Below are 13,084 nucleotides of genomic sequence, written 5' to 3'. Positions count from 1 at the left end.
CGGCGAAAGCAGGTTAGGGAAATGACCGCTCGCTAGTCGATTAATGCAGGCCGCCGCGAAAGGAGGCCGGCGGTCTGCTCACTGATATACCCAGAATGCGCGTACATGTTCGAGCAGGAGTTATTCAGGCAGCGCACGAGACTGACTGACCCAGACAGGACACTTCAAACCAAAGTCACCAAATCGGCGACCGAGAGCAAACGCATTGCTGCGGATAAGATCGACGCGATGATTCGCCGACTGGACGATTTGAAGCGTACCGACTTGAAAGATCGCGACTCACGAATTTTCGGGTGATTACGCGCCAATCATGGTCATGGAACATGGCCAGCGCGTGATAAAGCCAATGCGCTATCAATTCCGTATTGCCGGCAGGCCAGCGTCCTACGACGTGAAATACGCTGGCACTTATAACGCGCGTCGTGACAACCTTGCGATTCTCGATGACCGCGACCGTCCATACGAGTAGGCATAGGCTCTTTGGGTCACGTCATAGGGGCCGGAGTGGATAGGGCAAAACCGATCCCGGCGATCAGCGGTCAGTCGGCGATCCGGGTGAGTTCGTCGACAATCTTCGAAGCCTCGCCTCGTTGCGCGAGGTCGCGAACGTGCTTCTACTAGCGGCCAACCCTTTCCCCGGAAGTTGCCATGCCACTACCGCTCGTCAATCGGCCAAACCGCCGGGCGAGAATCGGCTTTATTACGACCAGCCACCCGTCACCATGACATCCTCCGACGTGATCATGCGGCTGTCGTCGGCCGCGAGGAAGAGCGCCATGCGCGCGAGATCGCCGGGCTCCATTTCCTCGTCGATGCACTGGCCGCGTCGTATCTCGTCGCGGCCTTCGTCGGTAAGCCACAGGTTGCGCTGCTTCTCAGTCAACACCCAGCCCGGCACGAGCGTGTTCACGCGGATCCCATACGCGCCGAGGTCCTTGGCGAACCCGCGCGTCAAGCCCTGTACTGCCGCCTTGCTCATTGCGTAGACCGGGAACTGGCTGCTCTTGAGCATCCAGCAATGCGAGCCGAGATTAATGATCGAACCCGCGCGTGCGGCCTTCATATCCTCGACCACGGCCTGCGCTGCGAACAACTGATGCCGCACGTTAACTGCAACGCCTGCATCGAACGACTCGGGCGTCACGTCGGCGAGCGCGTGGCGGCGATCGTTTGCCGCGTTGTTCACGAGCACCTCGATCGGTCCGAATGCTGCCCGCACTTCGGCGATGGCCGCGTGCAACGCGGGAATGTCGGTGACATCGCAGGCGACGAAGAGCGGTTGATGGTGCGCGTTATCGAGCGATTTGGCGAGCGCTGTTCCCGCGTTCGTGTCGATGTCGAGAAAGCCCACACGTGAACCTTGCGCAACGAAGTGCTCGACGAACGAAGCGCCAATGCCGCTCGCACCGCCCGTAATGAGCACGACCCGGTCTACCAGACTGGGATAGCTCGCGTAACGTGCTTGTCCCGAAGATTTTTCGCTAGAAGTTGCCATACACATCCCGTATTGATTAATCGCTACGACTAAGAAACCGACTGTGCGCCATGGAAGCTTTCTTGTGAGCCAGGCAGATCCGGCTTCGTGGCGCCCTCCTGTCTGAAGCCCAAATGGTGCATTGTCCACGAGAAGGTGGCGATCCGCAAAGACGTGCTCGTCGTCGTGCGTTTCCAATACAACGCCGCCGAGCAAACGTCATAGAGGCAAGTGATCAAGCTGATGGACGACCCGTTGCGCCTCGGGGCCAACCGGCAGCCCGCGAAGGATGGATTTTCAACCCGAAGCGGCCTTTGCAGGCTCTCCTGCAATAAGAAAATGTCGGGCTATCCAGGAGACGCGCGTCGCGTCTTACGCTCTTGCACGGTGTCCAGTGAGTGACGCTCGGCGTTGTCATGAGGTCGTCTCCTGGCAAACAGTGTCGGCGTTTGAACGACCGCTTTGGGGAAAATGTGACGGTCCGCAGTTAGTCGCATGTGGAGCGTCGCGATGCTGCCAGATTGATCCGGCATCGTTTGATGCAATCTTCCGATTCCGACCATCTTCTGCCTTTCAACGAAACGGAGACTGAGACACTTGCGCGATCGTTTCTAACCGTAAGGCAGCCGATGGATTCGTCGGCGAATCATTCCCATCGTATGACTATAGAATCACGCTTTTGCCCACGGTGGAGAGCCTGAGATGGGATACCTGCTGGTGCTTTGCGTTGGTTTGCTTGCAGGAACGTTGAGTGGCGTAATCGGCACGGGATCGTCGATGCTGCTCATGCCTGTCCTGGTCATACTATATGGCCCACAACAGGCCGTTCCGATCATGGCCATTGCCGCAATCATGGGTAATCTCGGCAAGGTACTGTCCTGGTGGCGCGAGATCGACTGGCGCGCATGCTTTGCCTATTGCGTGACAGCTGTACCGGCAGCGGCTTTGGGCGTGCGCACGCTACTGGCTTTGCCGCCGCATGCTGTCGAGTTGGCGCTCGGCGTATTCTTTGTTGCCATGGTTCCGGCACGGCGCTGGCTTGCGCGTCATGCAATCCAGTTCTCGCTGCTGCAACTGGCGGTGATCGGTGCGGTAGTGGGTTTTCTCACTGGCATTGTTGTTTCAACCGGCCCGATTACCGTACCGGTGTTCATGGGATATGGTTTGGTGAAAGGCGCATTTCTTGCGACCGAAGCCATGGGCTCTCTCGCGGTCTACGGTGCCAAAGTCGCCGTCTTCAATCACTTTGGAGCACTGCCGCTGCCCGTCGTGTTCGATGGATTAATCACTGGTTCGGCGCTGATGGCCGGGACGTTCGTCGCACGTCGTATTGTTACCCGAATGAGCCCTGGGACTTTCAAGCTGGTCGTGGATGGATTAATGCTGTCGTCTGGGCTATCGCTGCTGTGGGCGGCAGCACGCTAGTTGAAATGCAAATGGCGGTTAAGTGAAAGCCGCCATCGACACGACGCACTGTCGACCGTTCTTTACGGGCCCGACTCAGGCCTTTCGCTGCATGCTGCGATTAGAGATCGAGGTTTTTGTCGGGCCGGGTTCGACCAATTGCGGACACTCGACACTGGCGCTCGGATCGCTGACAATCCGTCCGCATCGGTCGCCGATGCTACGCTGCGACGCTTACGAGCCTTGGAGAAATAGAAAATGAAAATCCGGTCGGTAATGGGGTATATCCTGTTCTTCGGCCTGATTTCGATTTTTCCCGTTGCGTTCGTCCTGTCCAGTGCTGTCTCTGATTCTTTCGCAAATGGTGCGCTCCGTGGCCGATTCGATCCTGTATGGCTCGGGTTTGGCGTCGCCACGCTAGTTGTTGCCGCGATCTGTATGCTGACTCGAATGTCGGCAAAGCAAGTAAGTTCGAACAGGCGGATTAGCAGCCGCCAATTGATCGCCTTCCTATTCCTTGTCTTCGCGTATCTCGTCTTTTCCGGGTGGATGCTGACGGATGCCAGTGAACGACTACTTGTCCGAACCACGTCCCATGAAAGCCGCTATTACCTAACATCCGCGCAGCCGATTTCAAGGAAATGCCCAAACTCCGTGACGTGGTATGACCGTCAAGTCGACGGCATGGTATTTACCTGCCCGACATTTGCGCTCTTTAACTACCCTGCAGACTGGAATGCGCGAAGAGCGTCTATCGTTCATGTTCTGACCGGTCCGTATGGTATCCGTGTACTTTCGATTCATGCCATTGATTCGTTTTTCGGCCAGCAAGACTTAGAAGCGATGAAGGACCGTCGCTGATCACTTGAGGTTCACCGAACCGTCCAAGGTTGCCAACGTAGCCTTTTTGAATGTCCGATGCGGGGAATGCTCATCGTCCGCTCCGGTCGGGCAGGGCCCTTCGATTGTCACTCACCTCGATCTGAGAATGCAAACTGCATGAGGCACTGAACGGCCAGTAATAGACCTTCGACCTTGATACCTAGATCGTCGACAATCCATGCGCGGGCACCCGCTAGGTCAATAGCGACGCGCATACAGCAAAGTTGGTCCGTGCAAGCAACATCAAAGCTTTCTGAAATATTTAACAATATTACACTTGCGAAAATTTGACATTGTCGGTCGAGAAGGAATTGCGGTGTTTCAGACTAATCGATATCTTTAAGCCTGAGGCGTAATAATGCAGGGCAATAGATTGATTGCGGCTGATCTCTTACGGTCAATGTGTACAGTAGTTGCTGCTTATAACGCGAAAGGCGAACGGCGAAAATTTCTACATGGAACGTTATCACTTCAATATTATTTAATGAAATTTCTAAAGTTCGAGGCAAGCTTTGATCCTCCCGGGCGAGACAATATTTGGGCCTCTTTTTTGGCTATTTTTGCGATCTTATCTCTGATTAGCGGTGTGATCTCTACACACTGGATGTTGACTTATCGAAAAGGAGATTCGCTTATTCCGAAATTAGAGGAAATACGGGAAATTGGTCCATTCGTGATGTCGGAAACAAGAAATCGAAATGATACTCTAGTGCGCTTCAGTGGTTATGGCGGGCTTCGATACGATGAAAGCATTCACGATCTCGGCATGGCAGCCGATGAAGTTCAAGCGTTGATTGACTACCATGCCGGCGATGCTGTCGCGTATTTATCAGTTTATCCCGAAAATCCTTTTCGTCAAATATGGGCTATTCGAGTGGACGAAATTGAGGTGCAATCGTACCAAAGGTCGGTTTCTGACTATAGAATCGACGAATCCGTGAAATACATGGATTTTCGTGCTTTTGTTTTAGCCGCATTATGGTTTTTGGTATCAATTGTGAAAGTTAGGCGACTAGGAAGTTAAGTGGGTCGGTGAGATTTTATTGACAGGATATTCACGTTTTCACTCCTGCGGTTTTTTTAAAAAGATCAGTTTTCGAGCAGTACAAAAGATCGCGGCGGATCGCCATCGGAAAATCATGGCGCGATAGGATCACAAAAAGCTCATGCATGCACAACGAACTTCCCTGTCTGGACCAAAGCCGCCGCTTGACATCAACGCTCGCCGACAAATGTGGCGTTGTCGAGACATCTCATTGCGTAGCTTATGCGTGGCGGCCTTTTTTGCTTGTGGGCTTGTTGGTGCAGTCCACGCAGATCAGCTTAGCGACGCTGAAACCGCATATCAACACAGGGATTTTCCGACTGCGCTTACCGTTTGGCAACGCTTGGCGGAGCAAGGGAATCCTGCTGCGGAAAGAGGACTGGGTATTCTCTACGAAAACGGCTATGCCGTTGGAAAGGATAGAACGCAAGCGGTTGCCTTGTATCGTAAAGCTGCAGCGCAGGGTGACGCTGAGGCCGAGTGTCGCTTGGGCTTGGGCTATGTTTTGGGTCCGCGTGGCCCCTTCGGCCTGCCTCATGACGTCTCACAAGGATTGGCTTTGATGACGAAAGCCGCCGACCAAGGGCTGGCTCACTGCCAAAATGAGATGGGCAGTCTATATCAGCATGGCATGTGGGACGTCCCGAAGGACATGGCTCAAGCCGTTGCTTGGTATCGAAAAGCAGCAGAAGCGGGCTATGCAGTTTCTGAAGTTAGTCTCGGCAACGCCTATAAATTCGGAGAAGGAGTCCAGCAGGACGAAAATCAAGCAGCATTGTGGTATCAGAGGGCTCAAGTGCAATACAAAAAAGAGGCAGACCAAGGCGATGTTCCCGCAGAACTGGCTCTCGGCATGGGTTACGAAATAAGGTATATGGATCTTCCAAGGGACAAGACCAAGGCCCTGTTTTGGTATCAAAAAGCGGCTCGACAAGAAGGCCCTTTAAAAAGCATGGCGGAGAAAGACGTGAAAAGGGTTGAAAGCCAGTCCTACTGACGGGTCCGTATGGATCATGTGCGCGATCTTGAATGAAGGTCCGCTTCCTGGAAAGTCGAATGTCTCTAGTGGGTCGCCTAGGGGCGGTCGTTCGCAACCGCTCGCGAACGTGCCGATGCAAGATGCATGAGGCCGTGTGCGGCCACAAAGAGACGGTCGACGAAGCGATGTAGATCGTTGACAATGAGCCCTCGGTTCAATGTTCACGCATCCAGCCCCCCATGATTGAATACTCGAATAAAGGTGACCGGTGAAGCAAATGCTTCTCGCCATGTCGCTCGCGTCACTCCTATGCGTCGGAGGATGCGTGCAGCACACGGTGGTCGACGTTCGGTCGCAGTCTTTAGCGAATGCATCGCTGGCTGGATGCCCGAATTTGAGCGGCCAGTACGCCGGTGCAGGTCGAATGGTGCGCGGCGATCCAACTCAGCAGATCGGGACGAAATTGCCGATCAGTTTGATATTTCCTGTCGAGGACATAGATGCATGGAAAGCAATGGTCGGCCGTTACAGGACGGATGATCACGGCATCGTTACGCCTCCCGACTACGCCACCCTGACGCCGTCGAGCGAGAATCAGTACCTCGTCGCTACGTTCTACGGCGATGTCAAGATCGGCGAGTATCGAACTGGCTTCATGAAAGCGCAGCGTGTCACTTGCAAAAGTGGGGTGATGCATCTTACTTTCGCACCTGAAGAAACACGGTCCGACTATGGGCCGAATCATGTGACAACAGACGATACGTTGCAGATCGATAGCAATGGTGATCTGATTGTTCGGCGCAACATGGATATCGAATATCACGCGCAGTTGCTCCACCTGCCTATGGGAACCGGTCATTTTTTCGAGGAATACCGCTTTCCACGCATCTAGCCTGCGACGCGGCATGTGCTGTTGCGATGATCAAATCATCTGTTTCTGGCGTATCCCCTGCGCGTCGAAAATCCAGTGGTCTCGAAGAAAGCGAAAACGGGTAGGGGCTGATCTTCTGCGTACGACCAAAGCCGGCCCTTCGGATATGCCGCTTGCCGGTCGTCTGAAGGTCAGCATTGACCTCGGAAACGGCCGCTCACTCAGTGCAAAGCGAACGGCCGGCCTCTCACATAAGCCTCTCTATTGCGAAATGCGCTTGAGGTCGTCAGGCTTCCAGGTCTTCTTGAAGAACGCCTCCTTGGGGCTATACAGACGCAAAATAATGAAATAGCCCTTGCCCGGAACCGTCCTCACTGAGTTACGCTCCTTGCCTGCCGGTGCGTTCGGGCCAAAGTAAAGATCGTATGAACCATCGGCGTTCTGCACCGGCTTGTCCATCGAATTCAACGAGGGCAGGGGCTGACCGTTTTGCAATCCGGACGCATTGATCGAGTCGTACACCGTGACTGACCAGAAGTTGGCAGCAGGAATATCGCGCGGCAGATGAAGTTGATAGCTGCTTCCGCCCTCCAGAAAATTGCCATCCGCGTCGCGCCAGGTCGACGGATATTTCGCGCCCTTTTCGACGAGGTCTACGACCATTCCTGGGCTGGTCGCGTAAGCAGTTGTGAAGTACGCATCCCGTTGAGCGAGGTTGGTGAACGATCTGCTTGCCTGGAACAACGGGTTCTGGCCGGCGAAGACGTTGACCCATTGCCGGTCTGGATAGTATTTGGCCTCGGGCTGGTCCACCAGACCGTTATAGATTTCGACCTTGCTCATCCCAAACGCGGTTTTCGCCGCCTTGTCCAGCAGCTCGCGCTGCCGGGCCGTGGGCTGGAACGGTTTGCCTTTCTCAATACCGATCGCCGCCATCATGCCGCGCCAGTCCATATCTGCGGGGTCGACCGTTTCCTGATCGACAAAACGGGCCAGCATGTCGAAATACGTGCCGTCATGCGGAAACAGCATATCGGCAGGCGTCGCCGATCCATCGGGGAACTGCATCGGTTTGGCAGAATCCTTTTTGCCGTAAGGATAAATGCGCGTGCCTGCAATCAGCGCGTTAGCGGGTTTGAGATCTTTCGGGTCGGTGAAAAAGCCCCGGTAAAACACGAATACATTGTTGGTCCGGGAACGGTAAAGGTAATAGCCTTTGGGCGCGGCTCCCTTGTAGTTCCACGGGACAATCAGATACTTGCCACCCTTGCCGCCGTCAGGCCCGGCAAATCCAAAGTCGCCCGTATACGTTTTCCCGTCTATCGTCGGGCCCGAGAGCGGCCGTTGATAGAAGTCGTCCAGGATACCCTGATTCTTGGGAGGCACTTCGACAACGATCGGGCCGTCTTCGGCAAGATTGACGTACGTCATCGCGTAAAGACAATCGGAGTTCGGCGTGGTGACTTGCGTTTTCGCATTAAGGCGCTCTTTCCAGACCGGAAGCACGTTGTATCCAGCACCGTAGATTTTCTCCGAGCCCTCTTTCATCGCGAACATGTTGATCGCGGGCAGCGACCATAAATAGACCTGAACAGCTCGCTGGAAGTACAGTTCGTCCCGAAGCAGTTCGGCTGATTCATTAGTGGGAAAGTCCCCGGAAAACGGCGCATTCGCCAGCGCGTCATGGCTTGCGGCAAGTGTCTGAGCGGGCGTCGGCTGCTGTGATTGAGCAAATGCTTCAGGGTAATAGCCCGCAACGGCTAGCGCGACCAGCGCGGCAGCAAGATTTTTCGTGATTGCGGATTGCGATGTATTCACGGCTGTACTCCTGTGGCTTCTCAGAATCGTAAAGTGCAGTCCTGCTGCTGCGGCCGGAAGACCTATCTTCGAAGAGACCGAATGTGAATTCGGACCTCTCAGCAACGCCAACCATGGCCATGCTTACGCGGTGAAAATCTCTACGTGAAAGAGTCATCGTTACGTGCTCTAAGGAAGCGCGTAATCTTGTATGCCCTGAGAATATTCTCGGGTCGCTTACTGGCAGGAGGATCGAGTTTTTCTGGAGAATTGGCTATTGGGACAAAGGGCAACGGAATTGCCCGTGTGGGCAATCAGACTATGATTCGATGTCTTTGGAATGAGGATTCAACCGCTACGCCCGGCGGATTCAACCGGTCGATGCAACACAATGAACGTCGGCCACGGTTAAGCCATGGGGCGACATTTGCCCTCATGGCCAACTGTTTCGGGTAAACGTCTGCTTCAAGCCTGAGCTCTGCCGATTGCGAACCGCGTTTCGCGCCGCCAGTGCCGATACTCAATCTCACCAGACCTGCAAGCCTGGCGAATAGCCAGATCCCTTTCCCTATTTGCCCACAACTTCGAAATCAGGGAGCCTGAACGATTTGTTCATCAACTCCTCCGTCGGTCCGTAGAACCGTACCGTCGGAGCAGGACGCCGGCCAGCCGTCGGAATCCAGTTTGATTGCAGTCCCTTTGGCGCGTGCGGGCCGACGTAGATCGTTACGCTGCCGTCGCTATTCAATTTCATCTTGTTCATGTCGTACGAAGACAAAGTGGTGCGTTCGCTGTTGCTGTAAATGTAAGTCCACGTCGCATGGTCGTAGACGGTGATGGCCCAGAATTGCTTTGCAGGCATCGCCGCCGGAAGCGTGATCTTGTAGTTCGTCTTTGCGTCGAGCAGTTTGCCGTTCTTGTCGGCCACGGCAACCATATACATGGTCCCCGGCGAATCGCTCAGCGTCTTGGGCATGTAGATGCACCAGAAGAAAGCCCTGGCCCGTCCTACATAGTCAACCCGGTCGTCGTACACATAATCGAATTGCTTTTTTTCGTCGGGGAGCAGTAATGAAATGTAGTGCCGGTCGGGCCAGTAGAGAACCTCTTTGGGTGGATGATCGAAGTATGACTGCAGGCTGAACCATGCGTCGGCAGCGCCCTGGCGCATTGCCCGGACCGTCTCGGCATCCGGATTGAACGGTTTGCCTTTCTGGATTCCCAATGACGCGAGCATACCCATCATCACTTTGTCTTCGGGCCTGACGGGCTCGACGTTAGCTATGTCGGCAAGATCATTGAAAAACCGTTCGTCGAAAAACGGGAGTGTCGAGTAGCGCTGATTGCCTGGGTCGACGAACCGTTGCTGCGGTGGATTGGCAGCGTCCGAAAGATAGTACAGGCGTAGCCGGTGCGAGAAATTGAACGCATCGTCGACCGTTTTTCCGGGTTGCACGATCGAGCGGAATGCCATCGTGATCCGATAGTTGGGAGACGCAACGTGGATATATCCCTCAGGGATCGGTCCGGTATAGCCCGGCGGGGTGAACAGATATTTGCCGCCCTTTCCCTGATCCAGTCCAGATGGACCGACGTCGGCAATCGTAAATTGCCACGCGTCGACGACCTGTCCATACAGACTGCCGTCTGTTCCAGACGGTGGAATTTCGAGCACTACCGGTCCCTTGCGAAGGTCCGTAAATGCGGAGATATAAGGCGTCGAACTATTACCTGTCACTACTTCGAGATTCGGCGTTGCCGGTTTCGAATACGCCAGGATATCGTTGTCCTTCAAACCGAGGGCTTCGGCGCCAGCGGGACGAAAGCGATAAATCTCCACAGCGGGCAGCGCCCAATTGACCGCTTCGAATGCACGCTGCCTCAATATCTGATAATTGAGGTCTGCGGACGGTCGGCTGCCCGCCGCCGGCTGGCCTCCAAGCGGCTCTTTACCATCCTGGGCACCGGCTGTGCCGGATGCGAGGGCGAGCAGGCAAATCATTGCCATCGTAAAGCGCCGTTTTGTCATGTTCATCATGAGTTGACACCGCCTCGATTAACAGAATGACCACGTCGGGACCGGACGCGCGCGTGAGCCTATTGCTGCATTGCACCGCGGAGCATTCCACAGGACCGCGGGCTGGTCTCAATCCGAACGCAATGCGGTCGCTACTCACGTCCCTTAGTGTCGCTGATGCCACGGTACGACGCGATAGGGGATAGGGGCAACCAGATTGCCCTTTGGTGAAAGGTCCGTCCCATTTACCGGGCCGTGCCCCGCAGACAATCGGCCATCGGTCGCTCCCAGCGACAATGAATGACTCGCAACGAGTTGGGGAACAATCGTACCGTCGGTATCGGAGCGGCCGGCCGTTATGGGTAGGCCTCGTCTAATCACGTCGGGCTCTATATGGTCACTATGAGCCTTTCAGGCGGCACACGTAGCAAGCGACGATTCTGCGTGGCGGCGTTGGTGCACTTGCAATCCGAGGTGACGAAACTGCACTTCAAAGTTCTGAACGCGCAAATGCCGAAACAAGATATTCGATGAACACTCGAACCCTCATCGGTACCCGGCGACCCGCTGGATAGACAAGGTGAATAGGCACGCGATCGGGTTGCAAATCTGGCAACAACAACTGGACCTCGCCGGACTGAATTTCTTTCGCCATGAGCCAGAAAGGCGCCTGTGCGATGCCAAGGCCGTGCAGCACAGCCGCGCGAATGTGCTCCGCATCGCCAGTCAGCAGCGACCCGTGCGGCACGTAGGAGACGCGCTCCTTCCCGTTCCTGAGCGACCACGGGTAGCGCTCGCGGCCATTCGCAAAGACGATGCAGGCGTGCTTATCAAGGTCCGCAAGCCGCGTCGGAATACCATGATCGGCAAGATAGCCAGGGCTGGCCGCGAGCACGAAGTCTGTCTCGGACAGCTTCCGCGCAGTGAGGGAAGAGTCCATCAGTCGCCCATGGCGAACCGCCAGATCGACGCCGTCGCCGACAAGATCGACATGCCGTTCCGATACCGACAACTCAATCGCGACATCCGGATACTGCCGGAAGAACTCCGGTAACAGCGGCGTGATGCAAAGCCGGCCATGCGCCGGAGCCGTATTGACTCTGACCACGCCTCGTGGCGACTGCTGCCGCTCCCCTACGGACGACTCGAGCGCGTCGAAGTCATCCACCAGTTGCCTCGCCGACTCGTAGAAAGCTTGTCCCGCGTCCGTGATCACAACCTGGCGCGAGGTCCGCAAAACGAGTTGGGCGCCAAGGTGCCGTTCCAGCGCGCCGATCTGCTTGCTGACCGCAGGCTGTCCAATCCCTTCCTCCCGCCCAACGGCAGAAAAACTGCCGCATTCGACGAGGCGTACAAACAGGCGAATCGCGTTCATTCGATCCATAGGGGCTATCCGCATCGATTCCAGAGTGGAATGGATGGTATGCCCTGAGACAGCGTTTCGGCAATGAATGAAGTTGCTTATCGTACGGTCATGCCATCACCGACATGTAACCCGGAGGAGTTGAACGATGAAAGCAATTTGCGTAACACCTGACCGCGAGCTCGAGGTTCGTGACATCCCGACCCCGATCGAGCCTGCGCCCGGCCATGTGCTGATCGACATGGACGCCTCGGCAATCAACCACGGCGACAAGACTTTCCTGAGGATGCCCACGGCAGCGGGTAACGCCCTTGCGCTGGGTCCGCATGGAGTATGGGGTGCCTCTGGGGCTGGGCGCGTGGTCGCAGTGGGCGCAGGCGTCCCCCTGGCATATACGGGCAAGCAGGTGGCGGTATACCGGTCGCTTGACAGAAGCCCGGAGAGTGTCGGGCTTTGGTGCGAACGGGCGCATGTACCTTATACGACCTGTTTGATCTTGCCGGACCATGTTCGCGCGCGCGACTATTGCGGCTCGCTCGTCAACGTCATGACGGCCTACGCCTTCCTCGAAGAAATCACTAGCGCGGGCCACAAGGGCGTCATCGTCACTGCTGGTAATTCGGCCACCGGACACGCGCTCGCTTCGCTTGCGCGCAGAAGAAACATACCGGCGATTTTGCTGGTGCGTACAACGGCAGCGCGGGACGCGCTGGCCCGTCTGGGCGTGGAGCATGTCATCGTCACTACCGAGGGCTTCAACGACAGGCTCAGTGTGCTGTCCGCCGAACTGGGGGCGACGGCGGTATTCGATGGGGTCGGCGGCGACTTGCTAACGAGCATCGCCCCTGCGTTGCCGATGAATTCGACGATCTATTTCTACGGCTTTTTGGGAGGCACTGCGCCGTTTTCCATTCAGTCCGTACTGTTCATGATGAAGAACCTGAGTATGAAGCGGTTCAGCAATTTCGAAAGCCGGACAGTGAAGGAGCAGGCGAGGCTTGTTGCCGCGCTGAAAACGCTTGAAGGCGTGATCGACGATTCCATGTTCACGACCAGAATCGGTAAAGAATTTCATCGCGATCAGATCAGGCTCGCGATGGCTTACGAATCTGCGGATGGCGCCAAAGCTGTCCTCGTCACTTAGGTTGTCAGCGGAGGGGGCGCCTCGGTGCCGCGCAGGAGTCGGTCATGACCGATGGTGTATGTCAGCAATTCGTAGACAACAAGGCACGGTCAGATCCGGACCGTGCCT

At 55.6% G+C, this 13,084-nt stretch carries 10 protein-coding genes and 1 pseudogene; 7 read left to right on the top strand and 4 right to left on the bottom strand.

Going from position 1 to position 13,084, the window contains the following annotated elements; genetic code table 11:
• Window positions 1-111: 111 nt before the first annotated feature.
• Window positions 112-433: pseudogene (locus tag BLS41_RS31550) on the top strand (SOS response-associated peptidase family protein); the annotation flags it as partial.
• Window positions 434-700: 267 nt separating this feature from the next.
• Here BLS41_RS31550 and BLS41_RS31545 read toward each other — a convergent pair.
• A complete protein-coding gene (locus BLS41_RS31545) occupies window positions 701-1,495 on the bottom strand; it encodes an SDR family NAD(P)-dependent oxidoreductase (protein ID WP_074771611.1) in 795 nt (264 codons plus the stop codon).
• A gap of 681 nt (window positions 1,496-2,176) precedes the next feature.
• On the opposite strand from BLS41_RS31545, the gene BLS41_RS31540 reads away from it, so the two are divergent.
• The 5 genes from BLS41_RS31540 to BLS41_RS31525 all read left to right on the top strand — a co-directional run bounded on the left by BLS41_RS31540 (window position 2,177) and on the right by BLS41_RS31525 (window position 6,676).
• Window positions 2,177-2,899, top strand: coding sequence for a sulfite exporter TauE/SafE family protein (locus tag BLS41_RS31540; protein ID WP_074771610.1), 723 nt, complete (start codon window positions 2,177-2,179; stop codon window positions 2,897-2,899).
• Between the two features lie 237 nt (window positions 2,900-3,136).
• On the top strand, window positions 3,137-3,739 hold the full coding sequence (locus BLS41_RS31535; protein ID WP_074771609.1) for a hypothetical protein: 603 nt from the start codon (window positions 3,137-3,139) through the stop codon (window positions 3,737-3,739).
• A 379-nt stretch (window positions 3,740-4,118) separates the two neighbouring features.
• Window positions 4,119-4,784 carry a hypothetical protein gene (locus BLS41_RS38705; RefSeq protein ID WP_143026433.1) on the top strand — a complete coding sequence of 222 codons (666 nt, stop codon included), beginning with the start codon at window positions 4,119-4,121 and terminating at the stop codon, window positions 4,782-4,784.
• A 142-nt stretch (window positions 4,785-4,926) separates the two neighbouring features.
• Complete coding sequence (locus BLS41_RS31530) at window positions 4,927-5,802, top strand: tetratricopeptide repeat protein (protein WP_083380184.1); 876 nt, start codon at window positions 4,927-4,929, stop codon at window positions 5,800-5,802.
• A gap of 259 nt (window positions 5,803-6,061) precedes the next feature.
• Window positions 6,062-6,676: a hypothetical protein gene (locus tag BLS41_RS31525; protein WP_253189854.1), complete on the top strand. Its 615-nt coding sequence runs from the start codon at window positions 6,062-6,064 to the stop codon at window positions 6,674-6,676.
• A 240-nt stretch (window positions 6,677-6,916) separates the two neighbouring features.
• On the opposite strand, the gene BLS41_RS31520 is transcribed toward BLS41_RS31525, so the two are convergent.
• The 3 genes from BLS41_RS31520 to BLS41_RS31510 form a co-directional block, all read right to left on the bottom strand.
• Window positions 6,917-8,473, bottom strand: coding sequence for a DUF1254 domain-containing protein (locus BLS41_RS31520; RefSeq protein WP_253189853.1), 1,557 nt, complete (start codon window positions 8,471-8,473; stop codon window positions 6,917-6,919).
• Between the two features lie 547 nt (window positions 8,474-9,020).
• Window positions 9,021-10,490: a DUF1254 domain-containing protein gene (locus BLS41_RS31515; protein ID WP_216350636.1), complete on the bottom strand. Its 1,470-nt coding sequence runs from the start codon at window positions 10,488-10,490 to the stop codon at window positions 9,021-9,023.
• Window positions 10,491-10,959: 469 nt separating this feature from the next.
• On the bottom strand, window positions 10,960-11,853 hold the full coding sequence (locus tag BLS41_RS31510) for a LysR family transcriptional regulator (protein ID WP_074771606.1): 894 nt from the start codon (window positions 11,851-11,853) through the stop codon (window positions 10,960-10,962).
• Between the two features lie 127 nt (window positions 11,854-11,980).
• On the opposite strand from BLS41_RS31510, the gene BLS41_RS31505 reads away from it, so the two are divergent.
• Window positions 11,981-12,976 (top strand): zinc-binding dehydrogenase, encoded by a 996-nt coding sequence (locus tag BLS41_RS31505; RefSeq protein WP_074771605.1) that lies wholly within the window; start codon window positions 11,981-11,983, stop codon window positions 12,974-12,976.
• Window positions 12,977-13,084: the final 108 nt, after the last annotated feature.

Source organism: Paraburkholderia fungorum (assembly GCF_900099835.1).
GTDB lineage: Bacteria > Pseudomonadota > Gammaproteobacteria > Burkholderiales > Burkholderiaceae > Paraburkholderia > Paraburkholderia fungorum_A.
The sequence above is the reverse complement of the archived record's forward strand: the minus strand, read 5'-3'. Positions and strand labels throughout refer to the sequence as shown.

Excerpts from the sequence above, each read along its gene's own strand:
- BLS41_RS31505 (WP_074771605.1), top strand. The coding sequence starts at position 11,981 with ATGAAAGCAATTTGCGTAACACCTGACCGCGAGCTCGAGGTTCGTGAC.
- BLS41_RS31525 (WP_253189854.1), top strand. The coding sequence starts at position 6,062 with ATGCTTCTCGCCATGTCGCTCGCGTCACTCCTATGCGTCGGAGGATGC.
- BLS41_RS31545 (WP_074771611.1), bottom strand. The coding sequence starts at position 1,495 with ATGGCAACTTCTAGCGAAAAATCTTCGGGACAAGCACGTTACGCGAGC.
- BLS41_RS31535 (WP_074771609.1), top strand. The coding sequence starts at position 3,137 with ATGAAAATCCGGTCGGTAATGGGGTATATCCTGTTCTTCGGCCTGATT.
- BLS41_RS38705 (WP_143026433.1), top strand. The coding sequence starts at position 4,119 with ATGCAGGGCAATAGATTGATTGCGGCTGATCTCTTACGGTCAATGTGT.
- BLS41_RS31540 (WP_074771610.1), top strand. The coding sequence starts at position 2,177 with ATGGGATACCTGCTGGTGCTTTGCGTTGGTTTGCTTGCAGGAACGTTG.
- BLS41_RS31515 (WP_216350636.1), bottom strand. The coding sequence starts at position 10,490 with ATGATGAACATGACAAAACGGCGCTTTACGATGGCAATGATTTGCCTG.
- BLS41_RS31510 (WP_074771606.1), bottom strand. The coding sequence starts at position 11,853 with ATGGATCGAATGAACGCGATTCGCCTGTTTGTACGCCTCGTCGAATGC.
- BLS41_RS31530 (WP_083380184.1), top strand. The coding sequence starts at position 4,927 with ATGCATGCACAACGAACTTCCCTGTCTGGACCAAAGCCGCCGCTTGAC.